The 15,291-nt window shown below is 38.2% G+C and carries 22 protein-coding genes; 16 read left to right on the top strand and 6 right to left on the bottom strand.

Annotated elements, in window-relative coordinates:
• From AC2JBO_RS34450 to AC2JBO_RS34435, 4 genes are all read left to right on the top strand, one after another.
• On the top strand, positions 1 to 289 hold a 289-nt coding region (locus AC2JBO_RS34450; protein WP_496958143.1), incomplete at its 5' end, for a glycosyltransferase.
• 36 nt (positions 290 to 325) lie between these two features.
• Complete coding sequence (locus tag AC2JBO_RS34445) at positions 326 to 1,087, top strand: WecB/TagA/CpsF family glycosyltransferase (protein WP_496958142.1); 762 nt, start codon at positions 326 to 328, stop codon at positions 1,085 to 1,087.
• A gap of 152 nt (positions 1,088 to 1,239) precedes the next feature.
• On the top strand, positions 1,240 to 2,664 hold the full coding sequence (locus AC2JBO_RS34440; RefSeq protein WP_496958141.1) for a sugar transferase: 1,425 nt from the start codon (positions 1,240 to 1,242) through the stop codon (positions 2,662 to 2,664).
• Between the two features lie 173 nt (positions 2,665 to 2,837).
• The gene (locus AC2JBO_RS34435; protein WP_496958144.1) at positions 2,838 to 3,500 is read left to right on the top strand and encodes a class I SAM-dependent methyltransferase; all 663 of its coding nucleotides are present in this window, start codon (positions 2,838 to 2,840) and stop codon (positions 3,498 to 3,500) included.
• 130 nt (positions 3,501 to 3,630) lie between these two features.
• On the opposite strand, the gene AC2JBO_RS34430 is transcribed toward AC2JBO_RS34435, so the two are convergent.
• Together AC2JBO_RS34430 and AC2JBO_RS34425 are read right to left on the bottom strand one after the other, a co-directional pair.
• Positions 3,631 to 3,921 carry a hypothetical protein gene (locus AC2JBO_RS34430; protein WP_496958140.1) on the bottom strand — a complete coding sequence of 97 codons (291 nt, stop codon included), beginning with the start codon at positions 3,919 to 3,921 and terminating at the stop codon, positions 3,631 to 3,633.
• A gap of 130 nt (positions 3,922 to 4,051) precedes the next feature.
• Positions 4,052 to 4,522, bottom strand: a complete 471-nt coding sequence (locus tag AC2JBO_RS34425; protein ID WP_496958139.1) for a VOC family protein — start codon at positions 4,520 to 4,522, stop codon at positions 4,052 to 4,054.
• Between the two features lie 88 nt (positions 4,523 to 4,610).
• Here AC2JBO_RS34425 and AC2JBO_RS34420 point away from each other — a divergent pair, with 88 nt between their 5' ends.
• Together AC2JBO_RS34420 and AC2JBO_RS34415 are read left to right on the top strand one after the other, a co-directional pair.
• The gene (locus AC2JBO_RS34420; RefSeq protein ID WP_496958138.1) at positions 4,611 to 5,102 is read left to right on the top strand and encodes a DUF4385 domain-containing protein; all 492 of its coding nucleotides are present in this window, start codon (positions 4,611 to 4,613) and stop codon (positions 5,100 to 5,102) included.
• A 287-nt stretch (positions 5,103 to 5,389) separates the two neighbouring features.
• Positions 5,390 to 5,698, top strand: a complete 309-nt coding sequence (locus AC2JBO_RS34415; RefSeq protein ID WP_496958137.1) for a hypothetical protein — start codon at positions 5,390 to 5,392, stop codon at positions 5,696 to 5,698.
• A 65-nt stretch (positions 5,699 to 5,763) separates the two neighbouring features.
• On the opposite strand, the gene map is transcribed toward AC2JBO_RS34415, so the two are convergent.
• Positions 5,764 to 6,585 (bottom strand): type I methionyl aminopeptidase, encoded by an 822-nt coding sequence (gene map / locus AC2JBO_RS34410; RefSeq protein ID WP_496958136.1) that lies wholly within the window; start codon positions 6,583 to 6,585, stop codon positions 5,764 to 5,766.
• A gap of 129 nt (positions 6,586 to 6,714) precedes the next feature.
• Here map and AC2JBO_RS34405 point away from each other — a divergent pair, with 129 nt between their 5' ends.
• The gene (locus tag AC2JBO_RS34405; protein ID WP_496958135.1) at positions 6,715 to 6,900 is read left to right on the top strand and encodes a ribbon-helix-helix domain-containing protein; all 186 of its coding nucleotides are present in this window, start codon (positions 6,715 to 6,717) and stop codon (positions 6,898 to 6,900) included.
• 64 nt (positions 6,901 to 6,964) lie between these two features.
• Complete coding sequence (gene ybaK / locus AC2JBO_RS34400) at positions 6,965 to 7,441, top strand: Cys-tRNA(Pro) deacylase (RefSeq protein ID WP_496958134.1); 477 nt, start codon at positions 6,965 to 6,967, stop codon at positions 7,439 to 7,441.
• Positions 7,442 to 7,517: 76 nt separating this feature from the next.
• Here ybaK and AC2JBO_RS34395 read toward each other — a convergent pair whose 3' ends face one another.
• Positions 7,518 to 8,129 carry a hypothetical protein gene (locus tag AC2JBO_RS34395; protein WP_496958133.1) on the bottom strand — a complete coding sequence of 204 codons (612 nt, stop codon included), beginning with the start codon at positions 8,127 to 8,129 and terminating at the stop codon, positions 7,518 to 7,520.
• A gap of 118 nt (positions 8,130 to 8,247) precedes the next feature.
• Between AC2JBO_RS34395 and AC2JBO_RS34390 the strand changes: the two genes are divergently transcribed.
• The 8 genes from AC2JBO_RS34390 to AC2JBO_RS34355 all read left to right on the top strand — a co-directional run bounded on the left by AC2JBO_RS34390 (position 8,248) and on the right by AC2JBO_RS34355 (position 13,020).
• On the top strand, positions 8,248 to 9,204 hold the full coding sequence (locus tag AC2JBO_RS34390; RefSeq protein ID WP_496958132.1) for a nucleotidyl transferase AbiEii/AbiGii toxin family protein: 957 nt from the start codon (positions 8,248 to 8,250) through the stop codon (positions 9,202 to 9,204).
• A 42-nt stretch (positions 9,205 to 9,246) separates the two neighbouring features.
• The gene (locus AC2JBO_RS34385) at positions 9,247 to 9,759 is read left to right on the top strand and encodes a dihydrofolate reductase family protein (protein WP_496958131.1); all 513 of its coding nucleotides are present in this window, start codon (positions 9,247 to 9,249) and stop codon (positions 9,757 to 9,759) included.
• A 159-nt stretch (positions 9,760 to 9,918) separates the two neighbouring features.
• Positions 9,919 to 10,578 carry a PEP-CTERM sorting domain-containing protein gene (locus tag AC2JBO_RS34380; protein ID WP_496958130.1) on the top strand — a complete coding sequence of 220 codons (660 nt, stop codon included), beginning with the start codon at positions 9,919 to 9,921 and terminating at the stop codon, positions 10,576 to 10,578.
• Positions 10,579 to 10,753: 175 nt separating this feature from the next.
• A complete protein-coding gene (locus tag AC2JBO_RS34375) occupies positions 10,754 to 11,509 on the top strand; it encodes a lycopene cyclase domain-containing protein (protein WP_496958129.1) in 756 nt (251 codons plus the stop codon).
• 21 nt (positions 11,510 to 11,530) lie between these two features.
• Positions 11,531 to 11,791, top strand: a complete 261-nt coding sequence (locus tag AC2JBO_RS34370; RefSeq protein WP_496958128.1) for a hypothetical protein — start codon at positions 11,531 to 11,533, stop codon at positions 11,789 to 11,791.
• Positions 11,769 to 12,107 (top strand): hypothetical protein, encoded by a 339-nt coding sequence (locus AC2JBO_RS34365; protein ID WP_496958127.1) that lies wholly within the window; start codon positions 11,769 to 11,771, stop codon positions 12,105 to 12,107. Before AC2JBO_RS34370 ends, AC2JBO_RS34365 begins: the two co-directional genes overlap by 23 nt.
• Before the next feature lie 92 nt (positions 12,108 to 12,199).
• Positions 12,200 to 12,601 (top strand): hypothetical protein, encoded by a 402-nt coding sequence (locus AC2JBO_RS34360; protein ID WP_496958126.1) that lies wholly within the window; start codon positions 12,200 to 12,202, stop codon positions 12,599 to 12,601.
• Entirely contained in the window at positions 12,601 to 13,020 is a 420-nt protein-coding gene (locus AC2JBO_RS34355) for an HNH endonuclease (RefSeq protein WP_496958125.1), read from the top strand. The genes AC2JBO_RS34360 and AC2JBO_RS34355 overlap by 1 nt, the downstream gene beginning before the upstream one ends.
• A 113-nt stretch (positions 13,021 to 13,133) precedes the next feature.
• Here AC2JBO_RS34355 and cas2 read toward each other — a convergent pair whose 3' ends face one another.
• Entirely contained in the window at positions 13,134 to 13,427 is a 294-nt protein-coding gene (gene cas2, locus AC2JBO_RS34350) for a CRISPR-associated endonuclease Cas2 (protein WP_496958124.1), read from the bottom strand.
• Positions 13,428 to 13,435: 8 nt separating this feature from the next.
• A complete protein-coding gene (gene cas1, locus AC2JBO_RS34345) occupies positions 13,436 to 15,166 on the bottom strand; it encodes a type I-MYXAN CRISPR-associated endonuclease Cas1 (protein WP_496958123.1) in 1,731 nt (576 codons plus the stop codon).
• Positions 15,167 to 15,291: the final 125 nt, after the last annotated feature.

Raw genomic sequence — 15,291 nt, 5'->3', positions numbered from 1 at the left:
AGTTATCTCTACACCCGAAGGGTTGAGAGGTGTAGAAGAGTTTCAAGATTCAAAACATTTGTTAGTAACTGGGTATGAAATTGATGACGTAGCAGCAAAAGTACTTGATGCGGCTTTGAATTTAGAAAAATATCAACCTTTAGCTTCGGCTGCACATGCATTAATTAGAGAGAAATACTCGTGGAGTGCAAAAGCACAAAATATTGCAGAAGTACTTTCACTACATCTTCGATCAGATTTCCGACTTCTTGGAGAAGTCGAGAATCTAGAAAAATCTAGACAACTATAAACAAGCTTCTTCTATACAAATTCATTTACTTAGAATATGAACAGAAAACCCTATAAATTTCTTGGTGTTCAGCTAAATGCTCTTAGTATTACTGAATTAAATTCCTTAATTGAGGAATCTGTGAAGCAAAATCAGAAATGGATTATTGCGAATCATAACTTGCATAGTCTTTACATCTACCACAATGACCCCAAAATGCAAGCTTTTTACGCAAAGGCAGAATACACACACATTGACAGTATGCCTCTAGTTCTCATCGGTAAGCTGTTAGGTTTTCCGCTTAAACGAGAACAACGAGTCACTTATGCTGACTGGGTGTGGCCTTTAATGGCAGAAGCTTCTCGCAAAAACTGGCGAGTGTTCTATCTAGGTTCCAAGCCAGGAGTCGCAGAAAAGGGAGCAGACATATTGCGTCAGAAATACCCTGGATTACAGATTGCTTGTGCCGATGGTTATATTGATGTTCGTTGTGAAAGTAAAGACAATCTTGCTACCTTAGACGCGATTAATGCTTATAAACCTCATGTTTTAATGGTGGGAATGAGTATGCCACGTCAAGAGCATTGGATTCTTGATAATTTAGAACGGATTAATGCCAACTCTATTTTGACTAGTGGAGCTTGTATTGACTACGTAGCTGGCGAAGTTCCCACTCCTCCCCGTTGGATGGGTAAAGTTGGTTTGGAATGGTTATACCGTCTTTCGAGCGAGCCAAAGAGACTTTGGAGGCGCTATTTATTAGAGCCTTGGTTTTTAGGCAAGTTATTACTGCTGGAAATTTTAAATATTCCAACTTAGACACAGCAAAATCAAGATGTTGTTTCTAAAAATCTTGTTTCTAAAAGTGCTGTTTCTAAAAGTCGTTCGGAACAGAATGTCTGAAAACCTTTGTTTAATTTGTTTAATTTTTTGACTTTATTCACTAAGTAATGTTGGGAGAATCAATAACTGTGATTGCTAGAAATATTGTTTTAGGTAGTTATGATTATGACTTACGGTCTGCTAAAAATACGTTGATAAGGAAAGGACTGTTAATAAAAATAGCACGTGTATCTACATTAGTATTTATAGATACTATATCTTCAATAGCAGCATGGCTTTTAACACTTGCATACGGTACTTCAATAAACTCTCTTTGGTTAGAAGAGCCATCTATTGTATACTTAAATATTAGCATACAACTTTTATTTTTCAGCACTACTGGACTTTATAGACCCGGTTATCATCGCCGTGATTATTGGGATATTGTCAAAGCAGTTTCTTTATCAGTACTACTATTATCATTTATTCTTATCTACGAACCAAGCCGTTACATTTCACGTTCTTCTTTAGTACTGTATTGGTTTTTATCTGCGGCATTCATATGTACATTGCGTTTCCTTTTTGATTTATGCACTAAACTTGTGCGAAAAAAAGGGATGATTCTTCATCCTGTTTTCGTAATCACTGCTCCTGAAGAAAGAGATTACCATTTAAAGTTAATTCAAGAAGAAAATTGTTACAATATACAAGGTATTGCAGATTCTAGCTGTTTAGATTTAGCTTATCGAGACCAAACATTTGAATCTCTCCGCACGCAAGGTATTACAGAAGCTTTTGTTTCTTGGAGCGCTATCCGAAATCGTTTATATATCTGCTGGCATTTCTCAACTGCTGGAATTACTCTTAAGATGCTTCCATCTGAGTACGAATTTCGACATCCTAATTCTACATTGTGCATGGTTGGTAACATTCACTGTCCGGCAATTTCGGCGCCAATAATTGTTGGCAGTGACTTTTGGATGAAGCGAGTAATGGACATAGTATTCTCAACGATTTTAGTTTGCTTGCTTTCACCTATATATCTTGTAATTGCTATTCTAATCAAATTAGACTCTCCTGGTCCTGTATTCTTCAGACAAAAGCGAGTTGGTCTAAACAGCAAGGAGTTTAAAATTTGGAAATTCCGAACGATGGTTACTGACGCTGAGAAATTACAAAAAGAGTTAGAGGCAAAGAATGAAATTAAGGATGGTGTTTTGTTCAAGCTCAAAGACGACCCGCGCGTAACGAAGATTGGTAAGTTTCTACGTGCGTACAGTTTAGATGAATTACCGCAAATCTTTAACGTCCTAGCTGGAGAAATGAGTCTGGTGGGTCCTCGTCCTTTACCTCTTCGCGATGTTGAAAAGTTTACGAACCGTCACTTCATCCGTCAAGATGTTCTTCCAGGTATTACAGGGTTGTGGCAGGTTTCTGGACGCTCCAATATCGACAAGTTTGAAGATGCCGTCAAATTAGACTTACACTACATCGAAAATTGGTCTATATGGCTTGACATCAAAATCTTACTGCAAACTGTCAAAGTTGTTTTACGCAAAACAGGTGCCTATTAATTGTAGGGTCGTCACTGACGACCTTACCCGAACTATAGAATTTACATCCTGGTTAGATAATGTATCATATTTAAGTTAGCGTTTTGACTAGTAATTTAGAAATTGTGACTTTAATTAAAAGCGTATTAGTTATCATTCTTTTTACATATAGCTTATTAGTTTACCCTGATACGGTGTATGGAAGCACCATTACAGCTACCAGATACTCTCAACGAGCGATTCATAATCCTGATGGAATTGGTAAAATATACATGGGTCGGGAAATAGCGCATGTAATGGGACATACTGGCGCCATGTGGCTAGAACGTCCAAGTCGAGAAGCTGAAGAACAACCCAGTAAGATAGTTAACGCACTCGACCTACAACCCGATGATGTAGTTGCTGATATTGGCGCCGGTACAGGTTATCTAAGTTTTTTAATGGCGCCGACTTTACCACAAGGTAAGGTTTTAGCCGTTGACATCCAACCAGAAATGTTAGATATCGTTGAGTTTTTTAAGCAGGAAAAGCAAATTTATAACATTGAACCTGTTTTAGCAACTCTCACTAGTCCAAATTTACCATCTGAAAGTATTGATTTGGCCATAATGGTTGATGCATATCACGAATTTGAATACCCTTATGAAATGATGGAAGGTATTGTGAAAGCATTAAAACCAGGTGGACGAGTAGCGCTTGTTGAGTATCGAGGAGAAAACCCTTTTATCATGATTAAAGGACTGCACAAAATGACGCAAAAGCAAGTCAAAAAAGAAATGCAAGCGGTTGGTTTAACATGGCAGAAAACAAAAAATCTATTACCACAGCAGCATTTGATGTTATTTAAAAAAGTGTAGAGACGCGATTAATCGCGTCTCTACATGTCTCTATGGTAAATAAAATTACAACTAGGCTTTTTAATAATTCAGGGCGGGCAGGGATGCCCGCTCCACAAGAAGAATGAGGTATTTTGAATTTTAAAGTCTTTTAACTACTTTTTTGTGGAATTACACTCAGGGTTTTTGTTGGACTATTCCATACCACCCATCCAAACTGTCCATCTAACTCATGGTCAGTATCAGAAACCTTAAAGTAAAGCTTTTCACCACCTCTTTCAATTGCAAAATCTGCATTCTGAGCATATACTACTTTAAACCCTTTATCCCTCAAGACAAACATTGTCCATTGTTTCAAAGACTGTCTTGAAGGTTCGTAAGGAATTAAAGGTCTTCTGATTGCGTCTTCGATAACGCCATATAGTTTAGCTTGTTCAGACATTTTTTTTACATTTAAACGCTTTTTACTCATTTTAAATAATTAGTGCCTGTAATTTTAACTTTAGGCGCCTTCTTGTATAACAATGATTATCATCACCTCTAAATAACAACCTATCCGTTACATCCGTTTATCATTCGTTGCCAACTGGGTCGCAACGTATTTCAACCATAAATCCGTCAGGGTCATAAAAGTATACACCTCTACCTGTCGGACGAGTAACTGGGCCATGTGCGATTGTAATTTTATTTTCCTGTAAAACTTGTACCGCGCGTTCAAATAATTCGGGTGCAATATCAAACGCTAGATGGTAAGCTCTTGTAAACGTCAGTTCTGGATTTGGGTCGGGTGGTAATAGGTCAGGCTCCCAAAATAAGTCTAGTATTATACCATCAGGGGTGACAAAATTAGCCACTTTTCCCTCTGCTACTAATTGTGCTAAAGTTGCGGGAATTTCACTACCTGTAAGTTCGTGCAATCCCAATATATTTCCGTAAAAGTATCGGGAAGCTTGCATATCTTGAACGTTAAGCGCAATATGGTGTACTTTTCGTAAATCACCTGGCGCCAATACAGTTTTTAGAGATTGAGGACTTAATACCACAGCTGCACTCCTGTAATTTACGGCTCGTTACTTAAGGCAGAAGCAAACCTCCACATCTAGATTTTATAATCAAAAATAAAATCTTACTATGGCGTTTGATTATTCTTTAGATTTTAAAAATATAGATTTCAGCGCGCATCCCGAATTGTACCGCGTTGGCAAAGGCGAACAAGGTGTACTATTAGTAGAGCCATACAAATCTGAGATTCTTCCCTATTGGCGTTTTAAGTCTCCAGATATAGCCAGAGAATCAAGCGAAAAAATATACGACATGTTTCTTGCCTATCTTGAACAAGATGATTTCGTTGGTGCAGATATGGCAAGAAAATTCCTGCAAATGGGATATACGCGCGCACGTCGCTACGCAAACCATAAGGGTGGCAGAAAATATAAAACGAATCCTCAAAAAGAACTCACTCTTGAAGCACAGCAACAAGCAAGAACCCAAATTCTACCCTATCAAGAAGACCCTATAAAAGCCGAATCTGCTGCCATCTTCAAAGAAAAATGGCAAATTGCTAAAACTAACCTCAAATATCTTCAGCTTTTAACAAAACATAAAAATAGTTATGAACTTTAACTCCTAACTCCTGTACAGACGCGATTAATTGTACCCCTGTTGAGGTGTACTAAAAAACGGCTTTTACGTGCCACTTGCGTAAGTTATTAATAATATTTCTTAGGCTAGATTGAAGATGCCTTATTTTTTATATATTTACTACAGCTTCTTGTAATATTAATTCAAAATTAACGACTAATTTCAGCATTCTTATCACCCGATTGGGTGAATTAAATAGTATCTCTCTCTAAAGACTGATTTAGAAATATATAAATTTTTAGAATGTATTAAATAGGAGGCAATAAATAATGAAAATTTTTAATGTACTTGCATTTGCTGGATTTACGTTGTTGCTAGCTCAATCTAATACTATCGCTCAAACGGCGCCGAATATAGGTAATTTGACTCCTTCCCAAATTGACCGAATTACACCAGGTCTTTATCCTTCTAGTTCTAGAGAATTTTTTCGGCAAGGTCAGGAGCAGCTAGAACAGGAAGTGCAACTTTTACAACAACAACGATTACGTCGTTCTTTAAGAGAGATAAAAGTTGATAAGATTGATATCCAGCGCGACTTGCAAAAGTTGGAACGAGTCAAAAGTAATATTAGTAGCTAGCTAATAGCTGTTCTTTGTTCAAAATTTAAGTAGAGACGCTCCGGTTCATCGCATCTCTACTTCGGTTAAGGAAGGGTCAAAATTTCTACTCCATCTTCTGTAACAGCAACTGTATGCTCCCACTGTGCAGAAAGTTTTCTATCTTTAGTAATTACTGTCCAACGGTCAGGTAAAAACTTAATATCACACTTTCCTTGATTAAGCATTGGTTCAATAGTAAATACCATTCCCGGACGCAGTTTTATGCCAGTACCTCGTCTGCCAAAGTGGGGAATTTGTGGTTCGGTGTGAAATTTTCTGCCTATCCCGTGTCCTACCATTTCCCGTACTACTGAATATCCATTTGCTTCAGCATACTCTTGTATTGCGGCGCCTATATCTCCAACTCTGGCGCCGGGTTTCACCTCAGAAATACCCAGCATCATCGACTCTCTGGTTACTTCAACTAATTTCCGCGCGGTAGGTGACGGGTTGCCAACTAAAAATGTTCTTGATGTATCACCGTGATAGCCATCTAAAATCAGCGTTACATCTATATTTATTATGTCCCCATCTTTGAGTATGTGCTTCTCGCTAGGAATACCGTGACAAATTACCTCATTTACGCTAGTACAAATTGAACCTGGAAAAGGAGGATGACCTGGAGGTGCATAACCAAGTGGTGCGCTCTTGGCGCCGTTTGCTTGAGTCCAACGTTCAGCTTCATCGTTTAGCGCTTTTGTATTCACACCTGGTTGTACCATTGGTTGAAGATGGTCGAGTAAACTTGCTGCGAGCTTTCCAACACGACGCATTTTCTCTAGTTCTCTGTTCGAGAGCAAAACTAGTCCAGTATGATTTTGTGTTTGCTCTTGTCCAATAGTGGATAGTATATTTCGATTATTCATAAAACCGGACTTAATTTTATATTCCTATTCTAAGCTAGCACAGCATGGCACAGCATAACACAAGCTAGCACAAAACTTGTATACTATATTTTATATAGATTTTAGAAAATTAAGAACAAGGCCATTAACATGGGCGGAAAAACAGATTTAGAAAGAGTGGTTGCCTATGTACCTCCCGAATTGAAAAGGGAGTTAGAGGAATGGGCGAAAGTTGAAGAACGCTCTGTATCCTGGTTAGTTGCAAAGTTAATTGATAAAGCTTTACAGGAACGCTGTAGCCAAAAAAACTCATCAAAAGTTGTGAATATTCATTAAGCATTTATAGGTTGGGTGAAGGCTTTGCGGAACCCAACAAAGCACTTAAATTAAAACTTTGGCTATGAAAACTAACGCAGTACGTGTTCTTGATGGTATGAATATACTTTACGAGTTACGAGAATACGAAGTTGATGTAGAAGATTTATCTGCGGAAACTGCGGCTCAAAAAATAGGGCTACCACCTGAACAAGTATTTAAGACTTTGGTAGTAAGAGGAGACCGTACAGGAATTATTTTAGCTGTTATTCCTGGTAACACTCAACTTGACCTGAAAGCACTGGCGCCGCTTTCTAATAATCGTAGAGTAGAAACGGTTTCCCTCAAAGAAGTACAACCATTAACTGGATATATTCGAGGTGGTGTAACAGCGTTAGCTTGTAAAAAAGATTATCCAGTATTTGTAGATGAAATAATTGAAATATTTGATTTTGTCTCGGTTTCGGCGGGGAAACGTGGTTTACAAATTTTACTGGCGCCTGCCGATTATCTACAAGCAGTGAAAGGAGTTGTTGGCGCCATTTCTCAAGAAAAAGTATAAAAGCATAATATTTTTGATTTATAGTAAGTTTATTCTCTGTAATTTCTGTGCCTAATAAGGTAATAATCTTTCTTTATCAACTTAATTCTAAAATTCCAACCAAAATTCTCATTAAATCTTCTAAGTCATCAGGAATTCGATATAATGAAACATCCTGAAAAATCTGCCGTGCTGTTTTTTCTAACCGACCAAAACGCCAAACATCTCCTATTGTGACGGCGCCATAAAACACATCACCTTCTTCAACTTCAGAAATTGCAATTAGCTCCGCTGCAAGCTGTGTAAACCCTCGTGTTAAGTCATCATTTTTAGCTTCAACTACCAACAACCCTGGATTGCGCTTGAGAAAATAATCCAAATTTCCTTTCAGCCAATCATTTACTGATAAAGGATATTCAATTCGCACTTGGCATTGACAATATCGAGCAACTTCCAGCAATGCAGGTCCCACCAGTATCTCACGTCGCGCGGTCTCACTGCTTAAACTAACTAGTGGCAATACATCATTGATTCGCTGCCGTAACTCTTCTAAACGTTCTAACTGACGATTGGTACGTGGTAACTCAAGACGTGTTCTAACTAGAGCATAGCCTAATTCTGCCAAAATTTCGTCTGCCTCATAAGGCATCTCAAAATAAGAGCGAAACGTGTAGGACTGCCCCTCCTGTAAAATACGACGGCGAGCCATAAATCAGTCTGCTTGTAACTATATATAAAAGTATAATTTAATTTTAAAAGCGAAAATCACAAGTTTGAGGGAAGAGTGGGTTCAAAGAAATTTTATTAAAATGATTGGTAAAATTAAGATGAAAATTGCTACACCAGATAAATTACCTTTTTTGGAGTCCATTTGCTGGCAAACAGCAGATGTATATCAGTTTACTCCAGAGGAAATGTTAGGTTGTTATGAGCGTGGTTGGAGATATCGAGACACTTTTAACAATCTTGAGGATGAAGAACTGATTTTTCTGGCAGAGTTAGCAAAAAACTATAATTCTTGGCTGTTACCATCACTTATGACTTTTAGATTCGATTTTCATAATACAGTTTTAAAGGTTCTTGAAAGCTTAAATCCGGAATTGCTCGCGAACAATTATACTTACTTTGGAGGTGGAACTTTAATTACCCTAGATTTTGGAGAATATCGCTGGAGTCAAGATATTGATTTTATTTCCCCATTTTCTACATCAGGTTATAAACATCTTCGTACCATAATACTAGATGGAGGTTATCAAGCATTATTCCGCGATTTCAGCAAAATTCAAGTTACGCGCGGTACAACTGACCAGTACGGAATTAGAATGATGGTAGTTGTAGATGAAGTAGCCATAAAAACTGAGATAATTGCTGAGTCTCGTTTCGAGTTAGACCCACCCAGGTATCCAGACTGGTCTCCTGTTCCTTGCTTAAGTATTAATGACTGTTTTACATCAAAGCTACTTGCAAACTCTGATAGATTTATGGATGATAACGTTAAAGCAAGGGATTTAATCGACTTAGCAATTTTGCGATTAAAATTCCCAATTCCTCAGTCAGCAATTGCCAAAGCTGAGAATGCTTACGAAGTAATTCGTCCTTTAAAAATTGCTATTGAACGGTTTCAAACAAGAGGTTATTTTAGAGAAAAGTGTTTCTCTGCTTTGCAAATAGAGTCCAGTCAAATACCAATAATTATTGATGGTATTGATTTATTAGCTGCTGATTTTGACTTAAGTCTTACGGAAAGAACTTTTAAGGAACAGCATGATATTTTTAATTTCTAGTGTTACATTACCAAATGAACAATAAATAAGGAATAAATAAGAATGACAAAATATATTATTCAAGTAGCAACAAGTATTGATGGCTATATAGCACGACCAGATGGAAGTATTGATTGGTTGCCATCACCAGAAGAAGCTCTTGATGATAATGACTATGCTAATTTTTATGAATCAATTGATGCGCTTGTCATGGGTTCAACTACTTACGAACAGGTTTTAGCTTTTGGAGATTGGGTATATCCAGACAAGCTTTCCTATGTTTTAACCAGTCGAAGTCTATCGACAACGCGCGCGGATGTTGTTTTCAAAAGTTCTGTGGAAGAAGTTGTAAAGGATATCAAAAACAGAGAATACCAACGAGTTTGGTTAGTGGGAGGTGGCTTAGTTGCTTCTTCATTTATGCAAAAGGGATTAGTTGATGAATATATTATTGCAATAATTCCAGTTATTCTCGGTTCTGGCATTTCTCTTTACCAGTCGGCGCCAGAGCAAAAGTTAAAACTGATTGAAACAAAGGCATATTCTTCTGGTGTTGTTAAATTACATTATTCTTAATATTTAAAAAATATAAGTCGGCACCTCTACAATAAATCTGTCTAATGGTAGATGTCATATAAAAACACAGCTAATAATTGCTTATTTTGCAACAATACATTAATCTAACGAGTGTAATTAAATCTAATTGCGGTTTTCTAAATTTAGAATACAAGATTTATGCGCTCTATTTTTAAAGTAAATACATGGGTCGTAGCGGCAACTGTGTCAGTTGCAAGCATTGAAATGAGTTGGCAAAAAAGTAATGCTCAAACTGTATTTGATTTCGATACATTCTATGATACAGAGGTTGTTCTACAACCCATCCGAACCGAGTTAACAAGGGCATCTATCACAGGTAATAATCCGAATGCTTCTTACGGTCTTACTAACTTTAGTAGTACAAATTATAGTCAGTTTAACCCTGTAACAGGTACTTTTACCTTTGTTCCAGATGCTGCACAGTTCGGTGTACAAGATTTGCCTGTTGGTATGGATATGTACTTCGGCGCCAATGCTGACAAATTATTTGGTTTGAGTAATGCAACTGCGGTTATTGACAATGTAAACGGTGTACTGAATGGTTCGGGAACCGTGACAATAACAGGTGGTGAAGGTAGATTTGCAGGCGCCACTGGTTTGTTCAACTTCACAGAAACTGAACCACTCAACGAAGACCCAACGGCGCCCTTAAGAGGTCGAGCGTTTTTAAAAGGTTCGTTTCAAATTCCCAAAACAGTACCAGAACCCAGAACCGACATGACTTTGGTTGGTGCTGGGTTAATTGGTATCACTTTTCTAATACGTCAATATATAGATAATCAAAAAGCCCAATCATGATAATTAGGCTTTTATGGGGTAAGTCCCCGTTAGGTTTAGATTATAAGTTCAGTATAGTGTTGTTTCTCTTGGTTATTACTACGAGCGCACCAGTGGCAATTTCGGAAAATAAATACAATATGTTTTGACAAATTCTTAAAAACTTTAAATTGACAAAAAAGCTTGTACCTTTATTATGAGTTACTTTACGTTTCACCTTATCTTTATTATCCCACCAATTTTACTACTTGCATGGCTTCAACGAAGACCTTTTGCGGACATTGGAGGATATCGAGCAAAGCTTGCGCTTCCTCTCATTGCGCTCATGGCTTTGATTTACACTACACCTTGGGATAATTATTTAGTTTTTCGAGAAATTTGGGGATACGGTATTGGTCGAGTAGTAGCTACAATTGGTTATGTGCCAATTGAAGAATATTTATTTTTCTTACTTCAGCCTATTCTCACGGGACTATGGCTGTCTTTTTTGCTACGTCATAATCAGCCACTACACAATGAGTCTTCCTCTGGTTGGCTAAAAGTAATAATGTTTATATTTGGTGCCATACTAAGCATTGCTGGTTTTATAATGCTCCAATTAGATAACACCTTATACTTAGGACTAATTTTAGCTTGGGCGGCGCCTATACTATCACTACAATGGCTTATTGGTACTACAATACTATCAAAGATAAAGCAACTTTGGCTTAATGCAGTAATCTTTCCAACACTATACTTATGGGTTACAGACCGAATTGCTATCGGTAACGGAATTTGGTACATATCAGAGAAATATTCAACAGGTTTTAAACTATTTGGACTACCTATTGAAGAAGCAACATTCTTTTTGGTCACCAACCTATTAGTCGTTCAAGGCATTTTACTTTTCCTATTGATTAAAACACCAGATATCAAACCCAAAGAAAGCCAAATTTCTCCCACAACCACTTAATTTACGGGATAAATGGTAAATATGAAAATTACCATACCAAAACGCCGTTGTAGAGACGTTACATGTAACGTCTCTACATATGGGCAATTAACCGGACATGATATAACACATATGTTACAAGGAATAATTCGAGAAGGATTGACAATCCACAGTCAAATTTTAGCTAAACCCACCCACTACACTATTTACCTACCTTATGACTATGAAACTTCGACCCGCTTTTATCCAGTGATATATATGTTGCATGGGAGTCGTGCAGATGATACATCTTGGGTACATTAGGTCATCTAATAGAGCATCAGCGCATGGAGCAGGGTTAAAAGGTGAATCTCGACTGACAGAACACTACAAATCTTATGACCCATTCCGTTTAATTCAAAATGCCAACCCTGAAATATTCAAAACTATGAAATTATATTTAGATTGTGGCGATGAAGATTTTCGCAACGATGGATATGCGACTTTCCACATTTTATTACGGCGTTTAAAAATTCCACATTCTTATAGAGTTCGAGGTGGTGGTCATACATGGTCGTATTGGCGGAGTGGCTTAGAAGACGGGTTGAAATTTATCGGAAATACTTTCCGTAGACAGTAAGTACTCCAAAATACCTACCATTAGGGAATTATTCGCAGTTAACTCAAAAACTAATAAAACGCTAAAATAAAAGCAAACGATTCAACTTTGCTATGCCTGCACCTACATCCATTCGTGAGAGAGCCATCGCGCTGCTAGAACAATTACCAGGAGAATCTTTAGTTAGGGCAGTTGAATTCTTAGAAGCCCTTTCTCACGAAGCTTCCAACGCATCGGAGGCACCTTCGGACGAAAACTTAGAAACAGGCTTACTTGAAATTATTCAAAAACGTTTGTCCCCTGAAGACCAAGACAGGCTAAATTATTTGCGTTCACGAAACGAGGCAGGAGAAATTACGGAGACAGAGCATCAAGAACTACTTATGTACATTGAGCGCGTCGAAGAACAAGATGCCAAACGTGCAGAAGCATTAATTCAACTGGCTAAACTTCGTAACGTTGATTTGAAAATGCTGATTGACGAGTTCTCACCTACACATAGCGATGCAGCGTAATGTCAAGAACCCCTGAATCAATGAAGCGCATTGTAGCATCTCGTGCGCGTGGTTACTGTGAGTATTGTCGTTGTTCCGAGCAATTTGCAACTGAGAGCTTTACCGTCGAACATATAAAACCCAAGCAAGCAGGTGGTGAAACAACTTTGGAAAATCTTGCCTGGAGTTGCTTTGGCTGTAATGGTCATAAACATTCAAAGCTAAAGGGACTCGACCTAGAAACGGGAGAAAAGATTGCATTGTACAATCCTAGACAACAACTATGGAACGAGCATTTTGAATGGAGTGATGATTTTACGCAGGTTATTGGTAAAACACCCTGTGGCAGAGCAACAGTTGAAGCTTTGCATTTAAATCGCTTTGGAGTTGTAAATTTACGTCGTCTGCTAAGAAGTGCTAATTTGCATCCACCAGACTAAAAATAATTACATTAAGGTGCGTGGCGCCTTGAAAAAACTTGGGCATATTGATAAAACTTGTAGCGTCACGCACCAGTTCTCAAATGTCGGTTCTACGATATATTCTCCTTACATTAAAGAATCCGATAAGGCTTTTGTTGACATAACCAGGTGTTTGGACGGTTATAAGCTGCTATTCCAGCGACGCATTGATGCGATAAACGAATCAAAAGCAAATTATCTTCCTTAGCTAATACTTCTTCGAGTTCCCAACGCAGTTTTTCTCGCGTGCGCTGTGTAAGCCAGCAACGAAAAATAGAATACTGTACTCGTTCGCCATATCCTTGGAGTAAGTTGTAAGCTTTGCGCCAACGTTTTTGCTCTCGAATATCGTAGCAAATAATATACAAGTGTCGTATTTCACCCATGATTACACCTACCGTAAGATTAATTGACCAAATAAACCACCCTCACCACACCATTCCTTTTCTAATAACCGAACTTCGAGTTCAATTAAACGACGGTAGGTAAGGGAATATTCTGTTGCTGGATGCTTCCAGCTTTCTTGCTTGCGACGTTCATAAATTTCAAGAAATTTGCTTTTACCCTCTTCACTCAACCAAACTTGTTCTCCTCGGATATCAAAATCAGCTTTAACGTCCCACTGATTTCGATTTACTGAAGCCATAACAGTCATATCAACTAACGGTACTCGAAAAATTTCCATCAAATCTAATGCAAGAGGTGCAGCTTGAGAACGCGGTTGATGGTAGAAACCTAAAGCAGGTTCTAAACCGACGGTTAAGATAGCATTCATTACATCTTTAAGCAATAATGCATAACCAAAACTGATTAATGTATTAAATCTATCTAATGTTGGGCGCTTATTTCTCCCAAAAAATCGCATTTCTCTTGGCGCCTCTGATGAAATTAAATTAGGTAAAGCACCAAAATACAATGCTGCTAAATTTCCCTCCAGTCCTAATAGAGACTCTAAAGATTTGGCGCCATTAACTAGCTTGAGGACTGCTTTCATTTGAGAAATTGCTTTCTCTAAACCTTGCGCTACTTGAGTTTTACCTCTAGTTCCCCGCATTAAAAATTTACGCTGTCCTTGCGCGCGGCAAATAACCAATTTGCGGGCTAATTCCAAGCAAAAATCTGGAGCGCTAAGTGCAGCAAATTGACGAATACGACGTTGTATACTACCTTGACGGTTATCAATACTACCTAAGTAACGTCCTCCTCCAGAAATAAAATGCACACCAATACGCTGTTCAGCACAAAGATAAAGTGCTTGAGTCGAAATTTGTGAAAAGCTATGTAATACCAATTGCCCTACCTGACGCGCAGGAATTGTTTCCAGTGGTTGGTTGCGACGAGCGATTTTGATTTTTTCTCCCATTCTACCAACAGCCGTTCCTGGTTCCATAACATGAATTATCTGTCTTTCATCATCTTCAGGAAACAAGCGTATAGGTTGCCACTCACGGTCATGAGCTAATCTAGCTTCTTCTGGTAAACATACTGGCGCCAGTGAACATCGGGCGCAAAGCCGCTCATTTTCTGTTACAGGTGGTCGATATGGAGATTTTTTAAGTTCTCGTGCTTTTTTGATAGCTTCTTTAACCGCCACGCGACCTAAATCATCGAATGGAACATGAACTAACACATTATCAGCATGATAGCGAATGCGACCTTCCTTTATAGAAATGCCAAGAGATAACTCAATTAAATAAGCGTATGCCAAGATTTGTATCTTATCGCTTTCCCATGCTAGCGGCTGATTTTTCTCATCGCGATAACAACGACCACGTTTATGTTCATAAGGAATAGTTTGCCCATCACGAGTACGTAGTGCATCAACCCGACCACGTAAACCTAATTCTTCACTTTGCAGGAATAACTCTTCCCACTCCTCATCTTCTTGTTTCTCAAGCTCTGTATGTAGTCTCCGTCCAGCAAACACCGCCGCATCTTGAGTATAAAGTTCCTCAACTTCTTCAAGGTAAAACAGACGAGGACAGTAAGCAAGAGCATGAAGTGCAGATACACGAATAGTATCAGCTTTAGTTATTTCAAAATCATCTAAAATTTCCATCGTTTGAATGCCCGTAAGGTTAGTTGTATCCATTACGCCTAACGGCATCAAAGGTAAAAGTTCCAAACTATTTTTAGCTCAAAATCTTTCAAAATGCATAATTTAATCCAGTACACATTTTGTGGAGTGGGCATCCTTGCCATTGGTGTCAAGTTAAGGTTGGCGCCCATGCGTCAACGATAGGTTTTGTG

The organism is Calothrix sp. CBUCES-K 9914, assembly GCF_059640475.1.
This window is presented reverse-complemented; position numbering and strand designations above follow the sequence as displayed.

What these genes read in the sequence shown, in the direction of transcription:
- AC2JBO_RS34445 (WP_496958142.1), top strand. Translation starts at nt 326, where the DNA reads ATGAACAGAAAACCCTATAAATTTCTTGGTGTTCAGCTAAATGCTCTT.
- AC2JBO_RS34430 (WP_496958140.1), bottom strand. Translation starts at nt 3,921, where the DNA reads ATGTCTGAACAAGCTAAACTATATGGCGTTATCGAAGACGCAATCAGA.
- AC2JBO_RS34420 (WP_496958138.1), top strand. Translation starts at nt 4,611, where the DNA reads ATGGCGTTTGATTATTCTTTAGATTTTAAAAATATAGATTTCAGCGCG.
- AC2JBO_RS34415 (WP_496958137.1), top strand. Translation starts at nt 5,390, where the DNA reads ATGAAAATTTTTAATGTACTTGCATTTGCTGGATTTACGTTGTTGCTA.
- map (WP_496958136.1), bottom strand. Translation starts at nt 6,585, where the DNA reads ATGAATAATCGAAATATACTATCCACTATTGGACAAGAGCAAACACAA.
- AC2JBO_RS34405 (WP_496958135.1), top strand. Translation starts at nt 6,715, where the DNA reads ATGGGCGGAAAAACAGATTTAGAAAGAGTGGTTGCCTATGTACCTCCC.
- ybaK (WP_496958134.1), top strand. Translation starts at nt 6,965, where the DNA reads ATGAAAACTAACGCAGTACGTGTTCTTGATGGTATGAATATACTTTAC.
- AC2JBO_RS34395 (WP_496958133.1), bottom strand. Translation starts at nt 8,129, where the DNA reads ATGGCTCGCCGTCGTATTTTACAGGAGGGGCAGTCCTACACGTTTCGC.
- AC2JBO_RS34390 (WP_496958132.1), top strand. Translation starts at nt 8,248, where the DNA reads ATGAAAATTGCTACACCAGATAAATTACCTTTTTTGGAGTCCATTTGC.
- AC2JBO_RS34385 (WP_496958131.1), top strand. Translation starts at nt 9,247, where the DNA reads ATGACAAAATATATTATTCAAGTAGCAACAAGTATTGATGGCTATATA.
- AC2JBO_RS34380 (WP_496958130.1), top strand. Translation starts at nt 9,919, where the DNA reads ATGCGCTCTATTTTTAAAGTAAATACATGGGTCGTAGCGGCAACTGTG.
- AC2JBO_RS34375 (WP_496958129.1), top strand. Translation starts at nt 10,754, where the DNA reads ATGAGTTACTTTACGTTTCACCTTATCTTTATTATCCCACCAATTTTA.
- AC2JBO_RS34370 (WP_496958128.1), top strand. Translation starts at nt 11,531, where the DNA reads ATGAAAATTACCATACCAAAACGCCGTTGTAGAGACGTTACATGTAAC.
- AC2JBO_RS34365 (WP_496958127.1), top strand. Translation starts at nt 11,769, where the DNA reads ATGATACATCTTGGGTACATTAGGTCATCTAATAGAGCATCAGCGCAT.
- AC2JBO_RS34360 (WP_496958126.1), top strand. Translation starts at nt 12,200, where the DNA reads ATGCCTGCACCTACATCCATTCGTGAGAGAGCCATCGCGCTGCTAGAA.
- AC2JBO_RS34355 (WP_496958125.1), top strand. Translation starts at nt 12,601, where the DNA reads ATGTCAAGAACCCCTGAATCAATGAAGCGCATTGTAGCATCTCGTGCG.
- cas2 (WP_496958124.1), bottom strand. Translation starts at nt 13,427, where the DNA reads ATGGGTGAAATACGACACTTGTATATTATTTGCTACGATATTCGAGAG.